General features: G+C 72.6%; 22 protein-coding genes. 1 reads left to right on the top strand and 21 read right to left on the bottom strand.

The features are described from left to right. Positions 1–195: 195 nt before the first annotated feature. The 6 genes from ACQVFL_RS10400 to pyrR form a co-directional block, all read right to left on the bottom strand. Positions 196–1236, bottom strand: a complete 1041-nt coding sequence (locus ACQVFL_RS10400; protein WP_431729244.1) for a quinone-dependent dihydroorotate dehydrogenase — start codon at positions 1234–1236, stop codon at positions 196–198. Then, positions 1233–4604 (bottom strand): carbamoyl-phosphate synthase large subunit, encoded by a 3372-nt coding sequence (gene carB, locus ACQVFL_RS10395; protein ID WP_431729243.1) that lies wholly within the window; start codon positions 4602–4604, stop codon positions 1233–1235. The genes ACQVFL_RS10400 and carB overlap by 4 nt, the downstream gene beginning before the upstream one ends. Continuing rightward, positions 4597–5760, bottom strand: coding sequence for a glutamine-hydrolyzing carbamoyl-phosphate synthase small subunit (gene carA / locus ACQVFL_RS10390; protein ID WP_396698941.1), 1164 nt, complete (start codon positions 5758–5760; stop codon positions 4597–4599). Before carA ends, carB begins: the two co-directional genes overlap by 8 nt. Before the next feature lie 115 nt (positions 5761–5875). Next, complete coding sequence (locus ACQVFL_RS10385) at positions 5876–7207, bottom strand: dihydroorotase (protein ID WP_431729242.1); 1332 nt, start codon at positions 7205–7207, stop codon at positions 5876–5878. Further along, entirely contained in the window at positions 7204–8130 is a 927-nt protein-coding gene (locus tag ACQVFL_RS10380; RefSeq protein ID WP_396698937.1) for an aspartate carbamoyltransferase catalytic subunit, read from the bottom strand. The genes ACQVFL_RS10385 and ACQVFL_RS10380 overlap by 4 nt, the downstream gene beginning before the upstream one ends. Beyond that, positions 8127–8714: a bifunctional pyr operon transcriptional regulator/uracil phosphoribosyltransferase PyrR gene (gene pyrR, locus ACQVFL_RS10375; RefSeq protein ID WP_396698935.1), complete on the bottom strand. Its 588-nt coding sequence runs from the start codon at positions 8712–8714 to the stop codon at positions 8127–8129. The genes ACQVFL_RS10380 and pyrR overlap by 4 nt, the downstream gene beginning before the upstream one ends. A 314-nt stretch (positions 8715–9028) precedes the next feature. On the opposite strand from pyrR, the gene bldD reads away from it, so the two are divergent. Beyond that, a complete protein-coding gene (bldD, locus tag ACQVFL_RS10370) occupies positions 9029–9517 on the top strand; it encodes a transcriptional regulator BldD (protein WP_117229180.1) in 489 nt (162 codons plus the stop codon). A gap of 96 nt (positions 9518–9613) precedes the next feature. Here bldD and nusB read toward each other — a convergent pair whose 3' ends face one another. The 15 genes from nusB to ACQVFL_RS10295 form a co-directional block, all read right to left on the bottom strand. Continuing rightward, entirely contained in the window at positions 9614–10024 is a 411-nt protein-coding gene (nusB, locus tag ACQVFL_RS10365) for a transcription antitermination factor NusB (RefSeq protein ID WP_396698933.1), read from the bottom strand. Positions 10025–10047: 23 nt separating this feature from the next. Continuing rightward, the gene (gene efp, locus ACQVFL_RS10360) at positions 10048–10605 is read right to left on the bottom strand and encodes an elongation factor P (RefSeq protein WP_117229183.1); all 558 of its coding nucleotides are present in this window, start codon (positions 10603–10605) and stop codon (positions 10048–10050) included. A 282-nt stretch (positions 10606–10887) separates the two neighbouring features. Then, positions 10888–11328 carry a type II 3-dehydroquinate dehydratase gene (aroQ, locus tag ACQVFL_RS10355; protein ID WP_396698932.1) on the bottom strand — a complete coding sequence of 147 codons (441 nt, stop codon included), beginning with the start codon at positions 11326–11328 and terminating at the stop codon, positions 10888–10890. A gap of 58 nt (positions 11329–11386) precedes the next feature. Beyond that, a complete protein-coding gene (gene aroB / locus ACQVFL_RS10350) occupies positions 11387–12463 on the bottom strand; it encodes a 3-dehydroquinate synthase (RefSeq protein ID WP_396698930.1) in 1077 nt (358 codons plus the stop codon). A 9-nt stretch (positions 12464–12472) separates the two neighbouring features. Continuing rightward, positions 12473–12994 (bottom strand): shikimate kinase, encoded by a 522-nt coding sequence (locus ACQVFL_RS10345; RefSeq protein WP_396698928.1) that lies wholly within the window; start codon positions 12992–12994, stop codon positions 12473–12475. Beyond that, positions 12991–14169, bottom strand: a complete 1179-nt coding sequence (gene aroC, locus ACQVFL_RS10340; protein ID WP_396698926.1) for a chorismate synthase — start codon at positions 14167–14169, stop codon at positions 12991–12993. Before aroC ends, ACQVFL_RS10345 begins: the two co-directional genes overlap by 4 nt. Before the next feature lie 96 nt (positions 14170–14265). Further along, positions 14266–15186: a glycosyltransferase gene (locus tag ACQVFL_RS10335; protein WP_431729241.1), complete on the bottom strand. Its 921-nt coding sequence runs from the start codon at positions 15184–15186 to the stop codon at positions 14266–14268. Beyond that, the gene (locus ACQVFL_RS10330) at positions 15183–15872 is read right to left on the bottom strand and encodes a glycosyltransferase (protein WP_396698922.1); all 690 of its coding nucleotides are present in this window, start codon (positions 15870–15872) and stop codon (positions 15183–15185) included. The genes ACQVFL_RS10335 and ACQVFL_RS10330 overlap by 4 nt, the downstream gene beginning before the upstream one ends. Further along, positions 15869–16345 carry a UDP-N-acetylglucosamine--LPS N-acetylglucosamine transferase gene (locus ACQVFL_RS10325; RefSeq protein WP_396698962.1) on the bottom strand — a complete coding sequence of 159 codons (477 nt, stop codon included), beginning with the start codon at positions 16343–16345 and terminating at the stop codon, positions 15869–15871. The genes ACQVFL_RS10330 and ACQVFL_RS10325 overlap by 4 nt, the downstream gene beginning before the upstream one ends. A 224-nt stretch (positions 16346–16569) precedes the next feature. Beyond that, the gene (locus ACQVFL_RS10320; RefSeq protein WP_431729240.1) at positions 16570–17832 is read right to left on the bottom strand and encodes a hypothetical protein; all 1263 of its coding nucleotides are present in this window, start codon (positions 17830–17832) and stop codon (positions 16570–16572) included. Then, positions 17829–18731, bottom strand: coding sequence for a sulfotransferase domain-containing protein (locus tag ACQVFL_RS10315; RefSeq protein ID WP_431729239.1), 903 nt, complete (start codon positions 18729–18731; stop codon positions 17829–17831). Before ACQVFL_RS10315 ends, ACQVFL_RS10320 begins: the two co-directional genes overlap by 4 nt. A gap of 7 nt (positions 18732–18738) precedes the next feature. Further along, positions 18739–20322: a lipopolysaccharide biosynthesis protein gene (locus ACQVFL_RS10310; RefSeq protein ID WP_396698917.1), complete on the bottom strand. Its 1584-nt coding sequence runs from the start codon at positions 20320–20322 to the stop codon at positions 18739–18741. Then, the gene (locus ACQVFL_RS10305; protein WP_431729809.1) at positions 20319–21554 is read right to left on the bottom strand and encodes an O-antigen ligase family protein; all 1236 of its coding nucleotides are present in this window, start codon (positions 21552–21554) and stop codon (positions 20319–20321) included. Before ACQVFL_RS10305 ends, ACQVFL_RS10310 begins: the two co-directional genes overlap by 4 nt. A 115-nt stretch (positions 21555–21669) precedes the next feature. After that, complete coding sequence (locus tag ACQVFL_RS10300) at positions 21670–23295, bottom strand: lipopolysaccharide biosynthesis protein (RefSeq protein ID WP_396698913.1); 1626 nt, start codon at positions 23293–23295, stop codon at positions 21670–21672. Beyond that, positions 23288–23830 (bottom strand): acyltransferase, encoded by a 543-nt coding sequence (locus ACQVFL_RS10295; RefSeq protein ID WP_396698911.1) that lies wholly within the window; start codon positions 23828–23830, stop codon positions 23288–23290. The genes ACQVFL_RS10300 and ACQVFL_RS10295 overlap by 8 nt, the downstream gene beginning before the upstream one ends. Positions 23831–23913 lie beyond the last annotated feature (83 nt).

The following is a 23913-nucleotide window of genomic DNA, read 5'->3' as shown; positions in this document are numbered from 1 at the left end:
TGGACGGGCGACCGGCCGGGCCCAGCGAACGGGCGGACGGACTCCGGGGCGGCGAGGCACGACGGTGTCCGGACAGAGGCGGGTGTCCGGGGAGAGGCGAGGGTGCCGAGGGCGGCGTGGTGGGGGCGGCGGCGCCCGGTGTTCGTGGCCGTCCGCTCCGACGGGAGCGGGGGTGGCGCCGCCGCCTCATCCGGTTCACGACCCGGTGGTGGCCGGAGCCGGGGCGACCGCCGCCGCGCGGGCGACCGCGCGGGGCAGGGCCGGGCCCCGGTAGATGAACCCGGTGTAGAGCTGGACCAGGCTGGCGCCCGCGTCGAACATCCGGGCGGCGTCGTCGGGGTCGACGATGCCACCCACCCCGATGATCGGCAGCCGGCCACCGGTCTCGGCGTGCACGAAGGAGACCACCTGCCGGGCGCGGTCGGCCAGCGGGCGGCCGGAGAGGCCCCCGGCCTCGGCCGCGCGGGCCTGGTCGGCCGGGGCGAGCCCGGCGCGCCCGAGGGTGGTGTTCGTGGCGATCACCCCGGCCGCCCCCCGGGCCAGGCAGACCTCCAGCAGTTCGGCGACGGCCGCGTCGGTCAGGTCCGGCGCGATCTTCACCAGTACCGGCTTCTCCCCCACCAACGCGGCCAGCAGCGCGTCCAGGTGGTCCCGGTCCTGCAACTCGCGCAGTCCGGGGGTGTTCGGCGAGGAGACGTTGACCGCGAAGTAGTCGCCGTGCCCACGCAACGCGCGGTACGACGCCCGGTAGTCCTCCACCGCCTCGGAAAGCGGCGTCACCTTCGACTTGCCCAGCGAGATCCCCAGCGGTACGCCGAGCGGACGGGTCAGTCCCGCCAGCCGGGCGGCCAGCGCCTCGGCTCCGGCGTTGTTGAAGCCCATCCGGTTGATCACGGCCTCGCTGTCCGGCAGCCGGAACAGCCTCGGCCGGGGATTGCCCGGCTGCGGGTGCGCGGTGACCGTGCCGACCTCGACGAAGCCGAAGCCGAGCGCCGGCCAGGCCGGCAGGGCCGCACCGTCCTTGTCCATCCCGGCGGCCAGGCCGACCGGGTTGGGGAACCGCACCCCGAAGACCTCTCGGGGCGCGGCCACCGCGTACCGGGCGCGCAGGGCCGCCAGCGCGACCGGCCGCCCGGACAGGGCGGCCAGCCGGCGCAGCGTCCACTCGTGCGCCGCCTCGGCGTCACCACCGCCGATGCGGAACAGCCCGCGCCGCAGCGTCCGCTCGAAGATCACCGGCTGGCCCGCAGGGTGGCGTGCAGGTCCTGCAACGGACGCACCTGCATGTCGCCCCGGATCAGGGCCTCGATGCCCATCACGGCCGCGGCGGCACCCGGCACGGTGGTGATGCACGGGATGTCCGCGGTGACCGCCGCACTGCGGATCTCGTACCCGTCGGAGCGGGCGCTGGCCCCGGAGCCCTGTGGCGTGTTGATCACCAGAGCCACCCGGCCGGACCGGATCAGCGAGACCGCATCGTCGTCGGCACCGGCCTCGTAGTGCTTGGCGGCCAGCTCGCAGGCGATGCCGTGACGGCGCAGCACCTCGGCGGTGCCGGTGGTCGCCACGATCTCGAAGCCCAGGTCGGCCAGGCGCTTCACCGGGAAGATCATGCCGCGCTTGTCGCGGTTCGCCACCGACACGAAGATCTTGCCCTGGGTGGGCAGCGAGCCGTACGCGGCCGACTGTGACTTGGCGAAGGCGTGCCCGAAGGCGGTGTCGATGCCCATCACCTCGCCGGTCGACTTCATCTCCGGGCCGAGCAGCGAGTCCACCCCCTTGCCGGCCGGCGTGCGGAACCGCTTGAACGGCAGCACCGCCTCCTTGACCGCGATCGGGGCGTCCGGCGGCAGCGAACCACCGTCCCCGGTCGCCGGCAGCATCCCCTCGGCCCGCAGCTCCGCCACGGTGGCACCGAGCGCGATCCGGGCCGCCGCCTTGGCCAGGGGCACCGCCGTCGCCTTGGAGACGAACGGCACGGTACGCGAGGCACGCGGGTTGGCCTCCAGGACGTACAGCGCGTCGTCCTTGAGCGCGTACTGCACGTTGAGCAGTCCGCGTACCCCGATCCCCCGGGCGATCGCCTCGGTGTACCCGCGGACCTGGGCCACGTGCGAACTGGCCAGGGTGATCGGCGGCAGCGCGCACGAGGAGTCGCCGGAGTGGATGCCGGCCTCCTCGATGTGCTCCATGATCCCGCCGAGGTAGACCTCCCCGTCGGCGTCGCAGAGCGCGTCCACGTCGATCTCGATGGCGTCGTCCAGGAACCGGTCCACCAGCACCGGGTGGTCCGGCGAGATGTCGGTGGCCCGCCCGATGTAGTCGCGCAGCGTCACGTCGTCGTAGACGATCTCCATGCCCCGCCCGCCCAGCACGTACGAGGGGCGGACCAGCACCGGGTAACCGATCTCGTCGGCGATCTCCTTCGCCTCCTCGTACGAGGTGGCGGTGCCGTGCGCGGGCGCCCGCAGACCGGCCCGGGCCAGCAACGACCCGAACGCGCCGCGCTCCTCGGCCAGGTGGATCGACTCCGGGGAGGTGCCCACCACCGGTACCCCGGCGTCCTTGAGCCGCTGCGCCAGCCCCAGCGGGGTCTGCCCGCCGAGCTGCACGATCACGCCGATCACACCCGGCCCGCCGGCCTCTCGACCGGAGGTGTCCTCAGCGTGCCAGACCTCCAGCACGTCCTCGAAGGTGAGCGGCTCGAAGTAGAGCCGGTCGGCGGTGTCGTAGTCGGTGGAGACCGTCTCCGGGTTGCAGTTGACCATGACGGTCTCGAACCCGCCGCCACCGGCCGGGCCCGTCGGCGCCTCCCGCAACGCCTGCACCGCGTGCACGCAGGAGTAGTCGAACTCGATGCCCTGCCCGATCCGGTTCGGCCCCGACCCGAGGATCAGCACCTTCGGCCGCGCCGAGCCGACCACCTCGGTCTCGGAGTCGTACGTGGAGTAGTGGTACGGAGTGCTCGCCTCGAACTCGGCGGCGCAGGTGTCCACCGTCTTGTAGACCGGCCGCACGTCCAGCCGGTGCCGCAGCCGACGTACCCCGTCCTCGGCGGCCAGCTCCGGACGCAGCGCGGCCAACTGCCGGTCGGACAGCCCGGCCCGCTTGGCCCGGCGCAGCAGTCCGGCGTCGAGCACCGGCGCGGCCACGATCTCGGCCCGCAGCTCGACCAGCCCGGCGATCTGGTCCAGGAACCACGGGTCGATCCCGCCGGAGGCGGCGCTGACCTCGGCGATCGAGGCGCCCAGCCGCAGCGCCCGCTCCACCGTGTAGAGCCGGCCGTCGTGCGGCATGCCCAGCGCGGCGAGCGTGTTCTCCTTCGTCGCGTCCGCCGGGTCGGGCTGGGTCCAGAACCCCGCCGCCTTGGTCTCCAGCGAACGCATCGCCTTGTTCAGCGCCTCGCTGAAGTTACGCCCGAGGCTCATCGCCTCACCGACCGACTTCATCGTGGTGGTCAGCTCCGGGTCCGCGCCGGGGAACTTCTCGAACGCGAACCGGGGGATCTTCACCACCACGTAGTCGAGCGTCGGCTCGAACGCGGCCGGCGTCTTGAGGGTGATGTCGTTGGGGATCTCGTCCAGCGTGTAGCCGATGGCCAGCTTCGCGGCGATCTTCGCGATCGGGAACCCGGTCGCCTTCGAGGCCAGCGCCGAGGAACGCGACACCCGCGGGTTCATCTCGATGACCACGATCCGGCCGTCGGCCGGGTTGACGGCGAACTGGATGTTGCAGCCGCCGGTGTCGACACCGACCTCACGCAGCACCGCGATGCCCAGGTCACGTAGGTCCTGGTACTCCCGGTCGGTCAGCGTCATGGCCGGCGCCACGGTCACGCTGTCGCCGGTGTGCACGCCCATCGGGTCGAGGTTCTCGATCGAGCAGACCACCACCACGTTGTCGTGGCGGTCCCGCATGAGTTCGAGCTCGTACTCCTTCCAGCCGAGCACGCTCTCCTCGATCAGCACCTCGTGCACCGGGCTGGCCTCCAGCCCGGCACCGGCGATGCGCTCCAGGTCGGCGTCGGTGTGCGCCATGCCCGAGCCGAGGCCGCCCATGGTGAACGACGGCCGGATCACCACCGGCAGGCCCAGCTCACCGACCGTCTCGCGGACCTCGTCCATCGAGTGGCAGACCCGCGAGCGCGGCACCAGACCGGCCGGGTCCTCGACACCGATGCGGACGCCGGCCTTGGCCACGATGTCCTTGAACAACTGCCGGTCCTCGCCGCGCCGGATCGCGTCGACGTCCGCGCCGATCAGCTCGACGCCGTACTTGTCGAGCACACCGGCCTCGTGCAACGCCACGGCGGTGTTCAGCGCGGTCTGCCCGCCCAGCGTGGGCAGCACGGCGTCCGGCCGCTCCTTGGCGATGACCAGCTCCACGAACTCCGGAGTGATCGGCTCGACGTAGGTGGCGTCGGCGAACTCCGGGTCGGTCATGATGGTGGCCGGGTTCGAGTTGACCAGGCTGACCCGGATCCCCTCGCTGCGCAGCACCCGGCAGGCCTGGGTACCGGAGTAGTCGAACTCGCAGGCCTGCCCGATGATGATCGGCCCGGAGCCGATCACCAGGATGTGCTTGAGATCGGTCCGCTTAGGCATTCGTACGCCCCTCGCTGTGGGTCCGGCCCTCGATCAACTCGGCGAAGCGGTCGAAGAGGTAGTCCGCGTCGTGCGGACCGGCTGCCGCCTCCGGGTGATACTGGACGGTGAAGGCGGGCACGTCCTTGGCCCGCAGCCCCTCGACCACGTTGTCGTTGAGGCAGAGGTGGCTCACCTGCACGCCGCCGAACTCGGTCTCGATCACCTGGTCCGGCACCACCGCACCCGGCGTCACACCGGGCACCTCCACCGCGAAGCCGTGGTTGTGGCTGGTCACCTCCACCTTGCCGGTGACCCGGTCGAGGACCGGCTGGTTGATGCCCCGGTGGCCGTAGCCGAGCTTGTAGGTGCCGAAGCCGAGCGCCCGGCCGAGGATCTGGCTGCCGAAGCAGATGCCGAACAGCGGAATCCGCCGCCCCAGCACCTCGCGGGCCAGTCCGACCGGCCCGTCGGCGGTCGCCGGGTCACCCGGACCCGGCGAGAAGAAGACCGCGTCCGCCCCGGTGGCCAGCAGATCCTCGATGGTCGAGTGCGCCGGCATGACGTGCGTGGTCACCCCCCGCGCGGCGAGCCGACGCGGCACGTTGCGCTTGATGCCCAGGTCGAGCGCGGCCACCGTGAACCGGTGCTCGCCCTCGGCCTGCACCACGTACGGCTGCGCCGTGGTGACCTCGGCGGAGAGGTCCGCGCCGAGCATCTGCGGCGCCTCGCGCACCCGGGCCAGCAGCGCCCGGGGGTCGTCGTCCACACTGGAGATACCGACCCGCATCGCGCCCCGATCGCGCAGGTGCCGGGTCAGCGCCCGGGTGTCCACCCCGCTGATGCCGACGATGCCCTCGGTGGCCAGCCGGTCCTCCAGGCCACCGGTGGCCCGCCAGTTCGAGCTGGCCCGGGCCGGGTCACGCACCACGTACCCGGCCACCCAGATGCGCCGCGACTCGTCGTCCTCGCCGTTGACGCCGGTGTTGCCGATGTGCGGGGCGGTCTGCACGACGACCTGACGGTGGTACGACGGGTCGGTCAGCGTCTCCTGGTAACCGGTCATCCCGGTGTTGAAGACCGCCTCGCCGAACGTCTCCCCCACGCTGCCGTACGACTCGCCGTGGAACGTGCGACCGTCCTCCAGGACGAGGATCGCGGGACGCCTACGACTCACTGTGCCAGCCTTTCGTTCGCGACTGCGGTACTCCGCTCCGCTGCGTTCCTCGCACTCACCGAAGCCAGCCTTTCGTTCGCGACTGCGGTACTCCGCTCCGCTGCGTTTCTCGCACTCACCGGACTGCCTTTCCGTCCAGGACCGTCGCCTCGCCACGCAGGAAGGTCGCCACGATGCGACCCGGCAGCGTCATCCGGGCGTACGGGGTGTTGCGGCTACGACTGGCCATCTCGGCCGGCTCGACCACCCGGCGGACCCTCGGGTCGACCAGCGTCAGGTTGGCCGGGGCGCCCGGCACCGGGTCGTGCCCGTGCTCGGTCAGCCCGGCGATCCGCGCCGGAGTGCGGGACATCCGCTCGGCGATCAGGTCCCACTCGGGGCCGAGCACGTCGAGCGCGATCGACAGCGCCGTCTCCAGCCCGAGCATCCCCGGCCGGGCGTACGCCCACTCGCACTCCTTGTCCTCCACCGCGTGCGGGGCGTGGTCGGTGGCGACGATGTCGATCACCCCGTCGACCAGGGCGGCCCGCAGGGCGGCGATGTCGGTGGCGGTCCGCAGCGGCGGGTTCACCTTGAAGACCGGGTCGTACGACCCGGCCGGGCTCCAGCCCTCCGCGACCTCGGGGCTGGCCAGCTCGCTTCCCCCACCGACCAGCGTGTCGGTGAGCAGGAGGTGGTGCGGCGTCACCTCGGCGGTGACCCGTACCCCCCGGGCCTTGGCCTGGCGCAGCACCTCGACGCTGCCGGCGGTGGAGACGTGGCAGACGTGCAGTCGGCTGCCGACGTGCTCGGCCAGCAGCACGTCCCGGGCGATGATGGCCTCCTCGGCGACCGCCGGCCAGCCGGTCAGGCCCAGCCGGGTGGAGACCTCGCCCTCGTGCATCTGCGCGCCCTCGGTGAGCCGGGGCTCCTCGGCGTGCTGTGCGATGATCCCGTCGAACGCCTTGACGTACTCCAGTGCCCGGCGCATCAGCCGGGGGTCGGCGACGCAGTGCCCGTCGTCGGAGAAGATCCGGACCCGGGCGGCGGACTCGGCCATCGCGCCCAGTTCGGCCAGGCGCTCACCGGCCAGCCCGACGGTGACCGCGCCGATCGGCTGCACGTCGACCAGCCCGGCCTCCCGGCCGAGCCGCCACACCTGCTCGACCACCCCGGCGGTGTCCGCCACCGGCGAGGTGTTCGCCATCGCGCAGACCGCCGTGTATCCGCCCAACGCCGCCGACCGCGACCCGGTCTCGACGGTCTCGGCGTCCTCCCGGCCGGGCTCACGCAGGTGGGTGTGCAGGTCGACCAGGCCGGGCAGGGCGACCAGCCCGTCGGCCTCGACCACGGTCGCGTCCGGCGCGGAGAGTCCCACGCCGGCCTCGGCGATGACGCCGTCGCGGATCAGCAGGTCGGTCGGTGCGGCACCGAGCACGCTGACGTTCCTGATCAGGTACGAGTTCACCGGTTGTTCCCCCCGAGCAGCAGATAGAGGACGGCCATCCGCACGGAGACCCCGTTGGCGACCTGTTCGACGATGGTGGAGCGGGGCGAGTCGGCGACCTCCGGCGTGATCTCCATGCCCCGGTTCATCGGACCGGGATGCATGACGATCGCGTGCTCCGGAAGCCGGCGCATCCGCGGGCCGTCCAGGCCGTAGCGGCGTGCGTACTCGCGGGCGGACGGGAAGTAGGAGTCGCCCATCCGCTCCCGCTGCACCCGCAGCATCATCACCACGTCCGACGACGGCAGCACCGCGTCCAGGTCGTAGCAGACGTCGGTGCCGGGGGCGAGGGCGGCGGCGATGTCGCGCGGGATGAGCGTCGGCGGCCCCACCAGGGTCACCTTCGCGCCGAGCGTGGACAGCAGCAGCACGTTCGACCGGGCCACCCGGGAGTGCAGCACGTCGCCCACCACCGCGACCGACAGGCCGGCCAGCCGGCCCAGTCGGGAGCGCATCGTGTACGCGTCGAGCAGCGCCTGGGTGGGGTGCTCGTGGGTGCCGTCACCGGCGTTGACCACCGAGCCGTCCACCCAGTCGGCGAGCCGGTGCGGGGCACCGGAGGCGGGGTGGCGGACCACCACCGCGTCGGCGCCCATCGCCTGGAGGGTCAGCGCGGTGTCCTTCAGGCTCTCGCCCTTGGCGACGCTGGAGCCCTTCGCGGAAAAGTTGATCACGTCGGCGCTGAGCCGCTTCGCCGCCGCCTCGAAGGAGATCCGGGTCCGGGTGGAGTCCTCGTAGAAGAGGTTCACCACCGTCCGGCCCCGCAGCGCGGGCAGCTTCTTCACCTCACGCCCGGCCACCGCGGCCATCTCCTCGGCGGTGTCCAGGATCTGGGTCGCGGTCTCGGCGTCCAGGTCGGCGCCGGAGAGCAGGTGCCTGATCACGACTGGGTCACCTCCCCGTAGAGCCGGACCTCGTCGGTCCCGTCAGTCTCGGCGAGCGTCACCCTGACGCTCTCGGCGAGGGCCGTCGGGATGTTCTTGCCCACGTAGTCGGCGCGGATCGGCAACTGCCGGTGGCCCCGGTCGACCAGCACGGCGAGCTGCACCGACGACGGGCGACCGAGGTCGCCGAGCGCGTCCAGCGCAGCGCGGACCGTCCGGCCGGAGAAGAGCACGTCGTCGACGAGGACCACCCGCATGCCGTCGATGCCACCGGCCGGTAGCTGGGTCGGGCCGACCGCCCGGGTGGCGTTGCGGCGCAGGTCGTCGCGGTAGAGCGTGATGTCCAGCACGCCGACCGGCACGGAGACGTCCTCGAAGGCGCTGATCCGTGCGGCGAGGCGCCGGGCGAGCGGCGCGCCACGGGTCGGGATGCCCAACAACACGGTGTCTGCGGCGCCCTGGGTCTTCTCGAGGATCTGGTGCGCGATCCGGTCGACGACGCGTTGCACGTCGGCGCTGGTCAGGATCACCTTCACCGAGGGTTGTCGCGGCGGCGACGATTGGGCAGCCGGTGGGTAGGCCACGGCGGACCTCCTTCCCCGCCTCACGGGACGGGTCGTTAAAGGACGTCGGGTACTCCGGACCGGTCAAGATCGGCCGGCGGAGGGGCTTCGGCCACGTTACCAGTGGTCGTCGCCGCGATCACCCCTGGGAGCGAGTGGTCCCGGCCACGCACGGTGTGACCGCACGCGTATCGGTTCAGCGGGCAGAACGGGACAACTCGCCCCGAGCGTCCAACCGGTGGGTCTCGACCACTTGACCGGGTGTACGAATCCCCGTACCGTCACGCTCCGTAGCGATCGCTGGGAGAACCCCGAGCAGCACTGGGAGTGTCCGAATGCCCTCTGAATACGCCAAGTCTCTGGGCGCCCGCCTGCGCTCCATCCGCCAGCAGCAGGGCCTGTCCCTGCAGGGCGTGGAGGAGAAGTCGAACGGGCGCTGGAAGGCGGTGGTGGTCGGCTCGTACGAGCGCGGCGACCGTGCCGTCACCGTGTCCCGCCTGGCCGAGCTGGCCGAGTTCTACCGCGTTCCCGTCTCGGAGTTGCTGCCCGACGGCAGTGGAGTGCGGCACGAGCCCACCAGCAAGATCGTGCTGGACCTGGAGCGGCTCTACGACGAGGCCAGCGAGGAGCTCGCCTACGTCGCCCGGTACGCCCGCGCCATCCAGCAGCAGCGGGGCGACTACAACGGTCGGGTGCTGTCGATCCGCGCCGACGACCTGCGCGCCCTCGCCATCGTCTACGACGCCTCCCCGTCCGGCCTGATCGAGCGCCTGACCGAGCACGGTGTGCTGGTCGCCGACCCGCGGGCGTTCTTCGCCTCCTGACACCCCTGACGACAAAGGGGCCCTGCCATCCGGCATGGGCCCCTTTGTCGTCGTCCGGCCCGTCGGCGCGGCTTCGCCGTCGCCCGGCCGGTGCGCTCAGCGGGTCGCGTACTCCGCGATGCGGCCGAGTAGGCCGTTGAGGAAGCGCGGCGAGTCGTCCGTCGACATCTGCCGGGCCAGCTCCACCGCCTCGCTGATCGCCACCGCGTCGTCGATCTCGTCGATGTAGAGCAGCTCGTAGACCGCGATCCGGGCCAGGTTCCGGTCGACCGTCGGCATCCGGTCCAGCGTCCAACCCTCGGCGTAGCTGGCGATCAGCTCGTCGACCCGGTCCAGGTTCCCGGCCACGCCCTCGACCAGACCGACCGCGTACCCGAGATGGTCGGGATGCGGCTTGTCGAGCCGCTCGATGTAGCCGGCGAGCACCTCCACCGGCGGACGATCACGCAGGTCGGCCTCGAAGAGCACGTCCAGCGCCCGCTTGCGCGCCTTACGGCGCGCCGGCATCTGCTGTTTGGGACCCTCGGCCATCAGGCGCGGCCGAGGTAACGGCCGTCGCGGGTGTCGACCTTGATCTTCTCGCCGGTGGTGATGAAGAGCGGCACCTGCACGGTCGCGCCGGTCTCCACCGTCGCCGGCTTGTTGCCGCCGGTCGAACGGTCACCCTGGAGGCCGGGCTCGGTGTAGGTGACCTCGAGCACGACCGAGGTCGACAGCTCGATGTACAGCGGAACGCCCTCGTGCGTGGCCACGATCGCCTCGGCCTCGGGGAGCAGGTAGTTGGCGGCCTCGCCCACCGTCCCGCCGGGCACCGTGATCTGGTCGAACGTCTCCATGTCCATGAAGACGAAGTCCTCGCCGTCGGCGTAGAGGTACTGCATGGTGCGCTTGTCCACGGTCGCGGTCTCGACCTTGGTGCCCGCGTTGAAGGTCTTGTCGACGACCTTGCCGGAGAGCACGTTCTTCAGCGTGGTACGCACGAACGCACCACCCTTACCGGGCTTGACGTGCTGGAACTCGACGACGGCCCAGAGCTCTCCGTCGAGGTTGAGTACCAGGCCGTTCTTCAGGTCGTTGGTGGTGGCCATTTCCTGCCTTGATCATCAGCTGGCGGACAGACCTGACAAGTCTACTCGCCGCCGCCCGACCCGCTGCCCGCCGCCGTCCCACCCACCCCGCGACCCCCGATCCGGCAGCCCCGACGGGCGACGATGGATGAGACAACGGGGACCAATCCGCCATTCGTTCGTCACGGTCAGTAGCGTGGCCCGGGCCACCAGGAACCGCCACCCCGAGACGATCACCCAGTACGACCATCACCCGTGGTCGTCGTCATGGTCCACGGGTCAGCGCAGGAGCGCCCTGGTGGGTCAGCCGTCCTGGTCGAGGTGGGTGGCCAGGTGGTGCAGCGCCAGGCGGTACCCGTCCACGCCGAGCCCGCAGATGACCCCGGTGGCCACCGCGGAGACGACCGAGTGGTGCCGGAACTCCTCCCGGGCGTGGATGTTGGAGATGTGCACCTCGACCAGCGGGGCGCGTAGCAGGGCGCAGGCGTCCCGGACGGCGATCGAGTAGTGCGACCACGCGGCCGGGTTGAGGACGACGGCCGCACCCTCGTCCGCGGCGTCGTGCAGCCAACCGAGCAACTCGTGCTCGGCGTCGGTCTGCCGGACGGTGACGCTGAGTCCCAGTTCCCGTCCGGTCGACTCGCAGAGTTCGACCAGGTCGGCGTAGCTGGTCATGCCGTAGACGTCGACCTGCCGGGTGCCCAGCCGCCCCAGGTTCGGCCCGTTGAACACGTAGACCTTCATGCTGAGCCTGCTTTCGTTCGCGACTGCGGGGCTCGCAACCCCGGCTCACTCCTCGCACTCACTGGGACACCGCGCGGTACGCCTCGAAGAGCAGCTCGTCGTCGGGGCCTTCGAGGATGGCCGGGCGGGCCAACCCGTCGAGCACCACGAAACGCAGGCGGCTGCCCCGGGCCTTCTTGTCGACCCGCATGGTGGCCAGCAGCCGGGGCCAGGCGTCGGCCGGATAGTCGGTGGGCAGGCCGAGTGCCGTCACCACGTCACGGTGTCGGCGGGCGGTGGGCTCGTCCAGACGCCCGGCCAGCCGGGCCAACTCGGCGGCGTACACCAGGCCGACCGCGACCGCGTGGCCGTGCCGCCAGCGGTACTCCTCGACCTTCTCGATCGCGTGGGCGAGGGTGTGCCCGTAGTTGAGCACCTCGCGTACGCCCGACTCGCGCAGGTCTCCGGCGACCACGTCGGCCTTCACGCGGATCGCGCGTTCGATGAGTTCCCGGACGACCGGGCCGGTCGGGTCGGTCGCCGCCGCCGGATCACGCTCGACCAGGTCGAGGATGGCGGGATCGGCGATGAAGCCGCACTTGACCACCTCGGCCATGCCGGCGGCCAACTCGACCTGAGGCAGGCTGTCCAGCGTGGTCAGGTCGGCGAGGACCCCGACCGGCGGATGGAAGGCGCCCACCAGGTTCTTGCCGGCGGCGGTGTTGATGCCCGTCTTGCCGCCGACCGCCGCGTCGACCATGCCGAGCAGCGAGGTGGCCACCGGCACCCAGCGGACCCCGCGCAGCCAGCAGGCGGCCACGAAGCCGGCCAGGTCGGTGACGGCGCCGCCGCCGAGCCCGACCACCGCGTCGGTACGCGTGAAGCCGGCCTCGCCGAGCCGGTCCCAGCAGTGCGCCGCCACGTCGACGTGCTTGCCGGCCTCGGCGTCCGGCACCTCGATCGTCAGCGGCGTCACGCCGGCCCCGGCCAGCCGGGCACCGATCGCGTCGGCCGACTCCTTCAGCGACGCGGTGTGCAGCACCGCCACCCGGGTGGCGTCGGGCAGCAGGCCCGGCAGCGTGTCGAGCAGGTCCCGCCCGACGAGTACGTCGTACGGCCGTTCGCCGCCGACCGGGATCCGGGTCACCTCGTCCATCGCGGGAACCTAACCCTCCGTGCGCAAGAGCTGCGCGATCTCGGCGACGATCTCCTCCGGCGTCCGGTCGTCGGTCACCACCGTGTGGGTGGCCACCTCGGTGTAGAGCGGCCGACGCTGGTCCATCAGGTGTTTCAGGGTGGCCCGGGGGTTGATCGCGAGCAGCGGTCGTCCGGCACCGAGGCCGACCCGCCTGACCGCGTCGGGCAGCTCGACGGAGAGGTGCACGACCCGGTGCCCGACCAGCGCCGCCCGGTTCTCCTCGGCCAGCACCGCGCCACCGCCCAGGGCCAGCACGCCGGAGCAGGAGGCCAGTGCCGCCGCCACCGCGGCGCGTTCCAGGGCGCGGAAGTGCGGCTCGCCCTCGTCGACGAAGATCTCCGGGATCGGCTTGCCGGCGAGGCGTTCGATGTCGGCGTCGGTGTCGCGGAACTCGACCCCGAGCGTGGCCGCCAGCCCCTGCCCGACGGTGGTCTTGCCCGAGCCTGGCGCACCGACCAGGACACAGACCGGGCGGGTCGAAGCGGTCACCGGATCACCAGTGCGTCGAGGTAGCCGGCCAGGTTGCGCCGCATCTCGGCGACCGAGTCGCCACCGAACTTCTCCACCGCCGCCTCGGCCAGCACCAGCGCCACCATCGCCTCGGCGACGACGGCGGCGGCGGGCACCGCGCAGACGTCGGAGCGCTGGTTGATCGCGGTGGCCGGTTCGCCGGTGGTCACGTCCACCGTCGCCAGGGCACGGTTCAGCGAGGAGATCGGCTTCATCGCGGCCCTGACCCGCAGCGGCTCGCCGGTGGTGATGCCGCCCTCCAGGCCACCGGCCCGGTCGGTGACCCGGCGGACACCGGTGGCGGTCGGCATGATCTCGTCGTGCGCCTCGGAGCCCCGGGACCGGGCCTGCTGCCAGCCGTCGCCGATCTCCACACCCTTGATCGCCTGGATCGACATCAGCGCGGTGGCCAGTCGGGCGTCGAGCTTGCGGTCCCACTGCACGTGGCTGCCCAACCCCGGCGGTACGCCGTACGCCAGCACCTCGACCACGCCGCCGAGGGTGTCGGCGGCCTTCTTCGCGGCGTCGACCTCGGCGACCATCCGGGCGCTCGCCTCCGGGTCGAGGCAGCGCAGCGGGTCGGCGTCGATGCGCTCGGCGTCCTCGGGCCGGGGGCGCAGCCCCGGCTTGACGGCGACCGGCCCCAACTCGACCACGTGCGAGACGATCTCGACGTCGAGGGCCTGGCGGAGCAGGGCCTTGGCCACCGTGCCGACGGCCACCCGGGCGGCGGTCTCCCGCGCGCTGGCCCGTTCCAGGATCGGCCGGGCGTCGGTGTGGCCGTACTTCTGCATGCCGGCCAGGTCGGCGTGACCGGGCCGGGGCCGGGTCAGCGGGGCGTTGCGGGCCTGCCGGGCGAGTTCCTCCGGGTCGACCGGGTCGGCGGCCATCACGGTGCGCCACTTGGGCCACTCGGAGTTGCCGACCCGCATCGCGACCGGGCTGCCCAGCGTCACGCCGTGCCGCAGGCCGCCGATGATCTCGATCTCGTCCTGCTCGAAGGACATCCGCGCGCCTCGGCCGTAGCCGAGCCGGCGACGCGCCAACTCCCCGGCGACCTCGGTGGAGGTCACCTCGATCCCGGCCGGCACCCCCTCCAGCATCGCGACGAGAGCGGGCCCGTGTGATTCTCCTGCGGTCAACCAGCGCAACACAGCGGCCAGTCTGTCACGCCGGGTGCCCGCCGACGCGCACCGCCCGCCGCGTCCCGCCCTGCGGACGCGGCGAACGGCGCGACGGGTCCCGGTCGGTCAGATGCCCCGGCCGCGCTTGTGCAGCGTGCGCAGCACGGCGTCGGCGCGGACCACCCGTCCGGCCACGGCCAGTGCGAGGTACGCCCGGGGCTCCCGCGGGTTGCGGCGGATGGTGCGCCGTGCCCAGCGCATGGCGCCGCGACGGTCTCCCGAGGCGGCCCGGGCGAAGGCGATCTGCCCGGCGACCCGGGCCTCCCCCGCCGGCTGGGTGGCGAACTCGGGATACCGCTCCAGCAGCCACTGCAACGCCTCGGAGATGGTGTCCCAGCGTTGGGCGAAGTACGACCGCTTGTGCCAGCGCACCGTCACGTACGGGGTACGCAGGTTGACCAGCGGGGCGCTGCGGGCGGCCCGGAGCAGGAACTCGTAGTCCTCCGCGTAGCTGCCCGGGATCTCCTCGTCGACCAGCCCGAACCCGTCCCGCAACGCGGCCGTGCGGATCACGAAGGTCGACGGGTGCAGCTCGGTCATCCGGTCCCGCAGCAGGTCGGCCAGGCTGATCGAGTCGCGGTCCAGCACCCGCTCGACGGTGTGCCCGTCATAGGTGACCCGGATGCCGCAGCTCACGAACTCGGCGCCGGGCACCGCGTTCAGCGCGTCGACCTGGGCCAGCAGTTTCCCGGGCAGCCACTCGTCGTCGTCGTCGCAGAAGGCGATCAGCTCGCCGGTGGCCGCCAGCGTGCCCGAGTTGCGGGCCCCGGCCAGCCCCGGCGTACGGGTGTTGGTCACCACCCGGACCGTCCGGTCCGGGCCGGACAGGTTGACCAGCGACGGGTCCGGCTCGGACTGGTCGTAGACCACGACCACCTCGACCGGGCCGGGATAGTCCTGCGCCACGATCGCGCGGACCGCGGCCCGCAGCAGCTCGGGACGGTCCCGGGTGGGCACCACGGCGCTCACGCTCGGGTAGGAGGTCATCGGTTCCGCCTTCCGTTCGGACCGGGCGTTCGCCACGGCCGCCACCACGGCCGGTGACGCCGCTGCGCGGCCTCGGCCACCAACTCCTCGACGATGGTCCCCACCCGGCGGACCGCGGCCCGCTGCCCCTCGGCGGCCTCGGCGTCGACCGTCACGGCGAACCGGGACCGGTCGGCCCGCCCGGCGGCGAGCGCGTCGCGCAGCTCCTGCCGGGACTCGCAGAGCGCCACCAGCCCGGCCGTGCCGAGTCGGCGGGCGAACAGCAACTGGTGGTCGTCGACGTGCTCGCCCCGGGTCGGGTCGCGGGGCACCACGATCGGCAGGTGCCCGTGCCGACGCGCCTCCAGGATGGTGGCCGGCCCGCCGTGGCAGACCACCAGGTCGGCACCGGCCATCGCGGTCTGCAACTCGGCGTGGCCGAGGAACGGCACCGCGTCGGGCAGCCCGTCGGCGCGGGTGTGCCCGTGCTGCACGGTCAGCACCACCTCGCCGGCGACCTCGCCGTGCCAGTCCCGCAGCCAGTCGACCAGCCGGTCGAAGGGGTGCTTGTCGGTGCCGACCGCCACCAGGATGCGGGTCCGGCCGTCCGGGTGCGGCCCGCGTGGCGCCGGCACCCGGCCCGGCTCGGTCCGGGCGGGACGCGGGCGTACCGGCGCGACCCGGTGCGCGTCGCCGGCCGCGCTCACAGCAGCGTCCCGACGACGGTGGCCTCCGGGTACTGGCGGCGCTGCTCCTCCCACTGCACGAGCATCGCCGACAGGAACGGGCGGCACAGCCGGGCGGTCAGCGTCGGCGTGTCGATCCGGTCGTAGACCTCAATGTAGACGGTCGGGATCCGGCGCAGCCGGGCCAGCACCACGAACGGGACGGCCACGCCCGCGCCGGTGGTGACCACCGCCGCCACGTTGCGTCGGCGCAGTACCCGGGCCGCCAGCACCGCGTTGCGCAGCAGGTTGCGCACGTTACGGGTGGTCGGATGGTACGCCGGGACCACGTCCTCCCCGGCGAGCAGCGACACCGCCTCGGGTGTGTCGAAGGTGACCCAGCACCGTCGCCACGTCTCGTACCAGGGCCGCAGGGCCAGCAACTGGGCCAGGTGCCCGCCGCTCGAACCGACCAGCAGTATCACCGGCTGCTGGTCGGACCCGGGCTCGTCGATCTTCGCGTCCACGCGACTCCCCACAAGTTCGCTTGGAATTCCTGTCGGCGCCACGCAGCAGCAGACCACACGTCGCCCGGTGGTGAAAGGTGTGACCGGGTGTTACGTGATCTCCGTACGTGGCGGTTGCGGTAGGCCGAGTGGTCGACCGCCCGTCAACCACTGTCACTGCCTGGAGTTCTCTCGTCACTGTCCGACGTCGACAGTGTGGTGCGGCGGACGGATCAGCCGCTATGTCGTTTCTCGATGGTGTCCAGCAGCGCGGGATGCAGCGCCGGATTCCACCCGGCCCCGGCGTCCGCCAGCCGCCAGGTCCGCAGCCACATCTCCACCAGGTACGCGTCGGCGACCAGCCGTTGCCGGGCCCGGTCCAGCCCGAGGGCGGCACCGTGTCGGGCCAACTCCGCGTCGACCTGTCCGGCGGCGTGCGCCGCCGGTTCGCCGCGCAGCACCACCGACCGCTGGAACGCGTCGTGGGCCAGGTCGAACCCGACGGGCACGTCCGGCCCGCTGTGCTCCCAGTCCCAGGCGATCAGGTCACCGTCGTGCCGACCGAGGTTCCACGGCACCCAGTCGCCGTGCCAGTGGCCGAACTCCACCGCCACGTCACCGTGTCGACGTGCCAGTGCGGCGACGGCGGCCACCGCGCGGTCGCCGACCCCCTCGGTCGCGGCCGACCGCTGCGCCTGCTCGGTCAACCGGGCCAGGAACACCGAACCGGCGAGCGGTCGGGACGCGGTCGTCGCCCCACCCCGGCGGGCCACCGCGAGCAGCGCCGCGATCTCCGGCGGCCCGTCGACCGGTACGCCCCGGATCCGGGCCGGCAACGGTTCGACCACCGCCACCACCTGCCCGGCGAAGCTCAACTCGGTGAGCAGCCGGGGAGTCCCGGGGTGCCCGTCGACCCCGGCCGAGGCGGCCACCTCCCGCAGCGCCGCCGCCTCGGTGGTGACCAGTGCGCGGGTGGCGTCGTTCCAGCCGATCTTCGCGTAGCAGCGCGGCGCACCGGTGCCGTCGAACAGTTGCAGGGTCGGCTTGTGGTTCGGGTCCGGTGGCCGCACCCCGCACGCCGCGTACAGCGGCTCGTCGCCGAGCGCGGCGGCCACCCGGGCGGCCAACAGCGCCTCGGCCGGATCCAGCCCGGTGGGCACCGCGACGGTGAGCACCGGAAACGAGGCCCGGTCGACGATGCCCACCCGCGCCGCCGCACCGAGCGCGGCCCGCATCGCCCGCACCTTCGCCGGCCGCAGCGCGTTGTACGCCAGCAGCGCCGCCGCGGTGACCCGGGGCACGCCCAGCGGCAGCAGGAACCGGGCCCGGGCGATCGACGGCACGACCGCGTACCGGGCCACCACGGTGTGCCCGGCGGGCGGCTCGGCGTCCACCGCGAGGGCGATCCGCTCGTCGCCGAAGACCGCCCGGGTGACCCAGCCCAGCCCGTCGCCGCGCGAGCGGGGATCGGCCGTCGCGGTGGCGGCCGTCGTCACGCGACCCGGTCCGGCCAGTCGAGCGACAGCCCCAGCCGTTGCCGCAGCGCCTCGTTGTGCGGGCGGTAGTACTCGGTCAACTCGGCGCGCAGGTCCGCCTCCAGCGGCGCCGACCGCCGGTCGTTGTAGACCTTGAAGTCGGGCAGGTCGAACGCGGGCAGGCCGAGGAAGTCCAGGGTGCGACGGTAGGTGGCCCGCGCGTCGCCGTACAGGTCCTCGCTGGGCAGGAAGAGCAACTGCGAGCGGTCGAACCGCTCCAGCCACGGCTCCAGGTGCTCCAGGTAGCGGCCCCGGGCCCGGTAGGTGTACCAGTCGTACGCCTCGCTGAAGTGCTCCGGTTCGGCGATCAGCCGTTCCCGCTCCCCCGCCGTACGCTCCGGCTCGGCGGCCAGCGCGGCGGCGAAGTCCAGCGGCTCGACGCCGTTGGTCCGCCGCTCCTTCCAGTGCGAGTACGCCCGCTCGACCGGATCCCGCAGCAGCACGATCAGCTTCACCGAGGGCATCAGCGCGGCGACCCGCTCGGCGGCCAGCGGGTGGAACATGTACAACGGTGCCGCCTCACCGACGCGCACCAGGCCGCCGTGGCGGCTCTCCAGCGCCTCCCGCTGGCGCACCGTCGGGAAGTGCGAGCGATACCACGCCTCGCCGCGACCCCAGTGCTCCTCGAAGTAGTGCGAGGACTTCGTGTTCCAGGCCGGGAAGAGCCGGGGCACCAGCGGATGCTGGATGAGGTAGTTCCAGAGCGACGTGGTCCCGCCCCGTTTGGTGCCGATGATGAGGAAGTCCGGCAGCGGACGCCGGTCGCTGGTGCGGACCCCGTAGTCGACGAGGCTCTCCCGCACCCGATTCGTCACCTGGGTCGGCACCAGTTGCTTCACCCGGTCCCGGATGGACGGCACGACGACCTCACCTGCCCTTCGACGGCGGGGGCGGGGTGCCCTGCGGCGACCCGCCCCGAATCTGCACCATGGTCGCCCGGATGCCACGTCGCACCCGGGGTAACGTCAACAAGCCGACGCAGCCGGCGGCGAGCACGGCCACCGCCACCAGCAGGCCGGGAATGCCCCGCCCGCCCACCACCAGGCCGACCGCCGAGGCCAGCCCGACGCCGCCGACGGTGGCCGCCGCCGCGCGCAGCATCCCCGCGTCGACCAACGGCTGGCCCACCACCAGCCGGGCGCAGGTGACGGCCGTGAGGTTCTCGGTGGCGATACCGGCCGCCCAGGCCAGGGCCGCGCCGGTCGCGCCGAACGCGGGGATCAGCAGCAGGCCGAGACCGACGGTGACCACCAGTCCGGCCAGCGCGCCGGCCAGATGCAGCCCGCTGCGCCCACCCATCAGCAGCAGGCTCTGCACGTTGCCGACACCGGTGTTGATCAGCATCGCCAGGGCGAGCACGGTCAACGCGGCGGCACCGGCGGTGAACTCGGGACCGAACAGTGCCAGGAAGGCCGGGCCGAAGACGGCGAGCAGCAGGTAGACCGGCCAGGACAGCACCAGCCCCCAGGTGGTCAACTGCCGGTGCACGGCGGCGGCGGCGACCCGCTCGCCCCGCCCCAGCAACCGCGACAGTTGCGGTGAGACCGCCACCCGCAGGCCCTGCATCGCCAACTGCCCGGCGAGCACGTACCGGCCCACCGCGCCGAACACACCGGCGTCGGCCTGGGTGGCCAGGGCCGAGGTGAGCAGGACGCCGACCCACATGCTGCCGGCGTCGATCGCCGCGGAGGCGGCCCGGGGCAACGCGAACCGCCAGAACGTGGCCCAGTCGGTCCGCTCCGGGCGCAGCCGGGCGCCGTGGCCCACACCGAGCGGCCGGGCGACCATCATCAGGCAGGCCAGCACCCCGACGGCGGCCGGCACCAGCCAGCCGGTCATGCCGGCGACCAGCCCGCCGCCGACCAGCAACGCCGCGCCGACCAACGCCGGTCGGGCCACCGGCAGCAGCAGGAACTGCACCGCCACGTACGAGCGGATCGGGCGCACGCAGCGCACCACGGCCAGCAGCAGGTTCATCGCGACCACCACCGGCACCGCGACGAACGTGACCACCAGCAGCGGCTCCCCCGCCGGGCCGAGCAACCGCCCGGCCAGCGGACCGGCGAGCAGCGCACCGCCGATCGCGATCAGCACCGCGAACAGCAGCGGCGGCACCAGGGCCACCGGCAGCACCCGGGCGGCGTCGCCGTCGGTTCCGGTGCGCCGCCGGGGCAACGCCCACATCAGCCCGGTCTCCGCGCCCAGGGTGCAGACCGCGGCGGCGACGGTCACCACGCCGATCGCGGCGAAGAACGCGCCGGACCCGGTCGTGCCGTACCCGCGGGTGATGACGACCGCCAACACGAAGCCGAACAGGCCGCTGGTGGCCGCGCCGACCAGCCCGGCGACGCCGCTGCGGACGCTGCGCCGGGTCTCGGTCGCGCCGTCGTCCCGGCCCGGATCCGACCCGGCGGGCCGGTCGGCGGCCGGGGAACTGGTGGTGACGGTCATGTGGGCTGCACCGCCGGTCGAGGTCGGGGCCGCCCGGCCGCGCGGTGCACGTCCCGCTCGGTGAGCGCCATCGCGAAGCCGACCGCGAAGAAGGCGACGGCGAGGTTCTGGTTGGCCATCCCATAGAACGGCACCTGCACCAGGCAGACCACCGGCACGATGGAGAGCCACTGCCCGGCCGCCGAGGTGGCGCGGGCACAGACGAACGCGGCGACCACGAACCAGGCGAGGAAGCAGAGCAGCGCGGGTACGCCGTGACTGAACAGCACCATCCAGAGCTGTCCCTGGGTGCCGATCGGCGCGTCGGCGGAGACGGTGTCGACGTTCACCGGGGCCCCGTAGCCCAGCCATGGTGAGTCGCCCACCCGGCGCAGCACCTCGGAGTAGAGCGACAGCCGGTCGGTGTTGGTGTCACTGGACTCGACCCGGTTGCCGATCAGCTCGGTCACCGGGATGAAGAGCGTGACCAGACCGCCGACCAGCACCACGCCGACGATCGAGGCCGCCACCCGGACGTTGCCGCGCAACGCGGCGCGCAGACCGAGCACGGCCAGGCCGGCGCCGAGGCTGAGGAACATCGCGCGGTTGAGCGTGAGGAAGGCCGGTGCCAGCGACAGCGGCAGCGACGCGAGCAGCGCCCAGCGCAGCAGTCCCCGCCGGCGCAGCATGGTGAAGGCGACCACGCAGGGCAGCGTGATCGCGTACGCGCTGCCGTAGTTGTTGGTGTACGCGAAGGGCGCCGCCGGTCGGAAGATCGGATTGAGCGACCGGATGCTGTACTCGGCGGTGGACAGGTGCACCATGTCGTTGATGAACGGCGTGCCGGCCACCCCACCCGGCAGCAGCACCTCGACCGGCGTGGTCATCTCGAAACGCGGTATCACCACGCCCAGCCAACCCAGCACGACCAGCCCGAACCAGAACGCGCAGAGCGGCACCAGGACGGCGGTCTGGTCGGGGCGTTCCCGGGCGACCGTGTAGACGTAGACGCCGACCACCACCGCGGTGAGGTAGAAGCCCAGTCGTAGGGCGAAGGTCAGCAGCGACACCGGCGACTGCAACTGGGTGACGCTCACCAGCACGATGGCCAGGAACAGCAGCCAGATCCCGGTCGCGGGCGGCAGCGGCACCCGCCCCCGGGTGACCAGCAGCACGAACAGCAACGCGCCCAGCAGCGGCCAGCCGAGATAGAAGAAGCCGGCCAGCCACCAGATCGGCACCAGCCCGAACATGGCGATCAGCGGCCACAGCGGCAGCCGGGGCGGCGGGGCGACCACCGACGGGGTGCCGCCGGCTGCCAGCGGTGCCGGCTCGGTGGCCGGCGGTGCCTGGATCACCGGCACCGCCTCAGCCCCGGCCGCTACGCGAGAGCACGAAGCCGAGCGGATTCACCCCGGCCGCCCGCAGTCGTTCGGCGAGCCGACGCAGGTCGGTCTGCCGGGTCCGGTCCCGCTCGACCACCACCACCGCGGTGCCCTGCCGGGCCACCGCGACACCCCGCTCGTCGGCCTCGGCCGGCGGGGCGTTGTAGAGCACCAGGCGCTTGTCGGCTCCCTGCCGCCAGGTGCCGAACCGGACGCTGCCGGCACCCACGGTGATCGTGTCGCCGCCGTTCACCTGGCCGTTCGCGGTCGGGGTGACAGTCGCCTTCGCGGAGGTGACCCGGGGGATCGTGATCGTCGCCTCCGGGTCGGTCGAGGGACGCGCGCCCGGCGGGTGCGGCGAGGGACGGCGGATCACCTCGGTCGGCGAGTCGTCCGGCCCCTCCATGCTGACCGGCCGGGCCGGCGCGGTACGTGGCTTCGGCACGGAGGGTCGGCTCGGGTCGATGCTGGGCGGCAGCCGGTCCCGGTCGGCCTGCACGGCGGCGCGCAGCCGGTCGAGCCGGCCGCTGTCGTCGGCGACGAACACCTCGCGCCCGGCCACCGCCAGTGCCACGGCAAGGCCGGCGGTGATCGCGCTGGCGTCCTCCCGGGCGGTCACCACGGCGACCCGGGCGGGATGGCGTACCCGCTCGGCGATGGCCATCGCGACGTAGCGCACGTCCGCGTCGACGGCCCGACCACGCAGGCCGGTGTACCGGATGGTGCCCAGCAGCGGCAGGCCGGTGTTGTCCTTGGCGTCCACGACGGTACGCACCCGCCGGTCGAAGGACTCCCAGGCGAACGCGAGCACCAGGCCGACCAGGGCGCCACCGAGCAGCCCGGCGGCCATCAGCATGGGCGCGTTGCCGGCCGCCGAGGTCAGCGCCCGCTCGGCGGACTGGGTGACCCATCCCGGGTTCACGTCGACGGCGGCGATCTCGGTGCGGGCGGAGTTGAGCTGGGTGAGCTGGTTGTTGATCGCGCTCAGCTCGGCGACCGCCACGTTACTGGTGGTGGTGTCCCGGGAGTTGTTCACCCGCCGCTGTGCCGCGGCCTGCTGCGTGGCGACCTTCTCGATGCTCTCGTCGTACGAGCGGAGCATCTCCTCGCGCTGCCGCTCGTACATGGCCCGCCGGACGTTGAGGTAGCTCTCCGCGGCGAGGTTGGCGCCGAGGACCGCGTCGTCGGCGTCGCGGGCCTGGTAGACGAAGCGCAGGATCTGCCCGCCGGTGGGCACCTCGACCTCGAGGGCGTCGCGGACCGACCGCTGGTCCGAGCCGAACTCGTCGGCCAGCTTCCCGACCACCTCGGTGCCGGTGGCGATGCGGCTCTCCACGTTCATGTTCACCGCCCGGTCGGCGTTGGCGCCGCTGGGCGTGAACGCGTCGGTGACCACCGGACGGACCGCCACCACCGCGTTGGCGCTCACCGCCGACGGGGCCAGGAAGGCGTAGCCCGCAGCGGCCACCAGCCCGAACACCGCGACTGCGGCGACCTGCCGGATCCGGTGCAGCGGCACGCGCAGCACGTCGGTGATGGTGACGGACCGAGGCGACGTCTCGGCGTTCGCACCGTCGTTGGCCCAGGGGCTGGGAGCGGCATCAGTCATTGAACTTCTTCACCGTTTGTTGTGGGTTGCCGATGACCACGACCCCGGGCGGTACGTCCGTCCGCACCACGGTCGCAGCCCCCACCACGCTGTCCCGGCCGATCCGTACGCCCTTCATGACCAGCGCGTGAGCGCCGATCCAGACGTTGTCCTCGACCGTGATCGGCGCACGCGTGGCCGGGGTGGGCGGATCGTGCCGCTGAGCCGGTGGCAGGTTGTGGAAGTCATTGTCCAGCAACTCGCAGTCGGACAACAGGCACCGATTCCCGATCGTCACCGACGTCCACGTGCCCACCCACGTCGCGTTGAGCAGGCAGTCGGCTCCGACGCGTACCTCGCCGGGCCCGGCGAAGCGGACCAGCTTGTTCAGCCGGGTCCGGTCACCGATTGTCACCCGCACCCCGCGCCGCAGACGGATCCGTCCCCGGATCTCGACATCCCGCCCGAGGGTCAGGCGCGGATAACGCAGGCCGTACCAGCGACGCTTGATCGCGAAGACCACGCGCACCACGAGGCCACGCCGGATGTCGCTCAACGGTCCTCCCCACGTTCCGTTGGGCCGGCGACGGTGGATCCGCCGCCGGCCCAACGTGAACAAATTACCGAGGTTACATTACG

It is taken from the genome of Verrucosispora sp. TAA-831 (genome assembly GCF_050780145.1).
Classification (GTDB): domain Bacteria; phylum Actinomycetota; class Actinomycetes; order Mycobacteriales; family Micromonosporaceae; genus Micromonospora.
The sequence above is the reverse complement of the archived record's forward strand: the minus strand, read 5'-3'. Positions and strand labels throughout refer to the sequence as shown.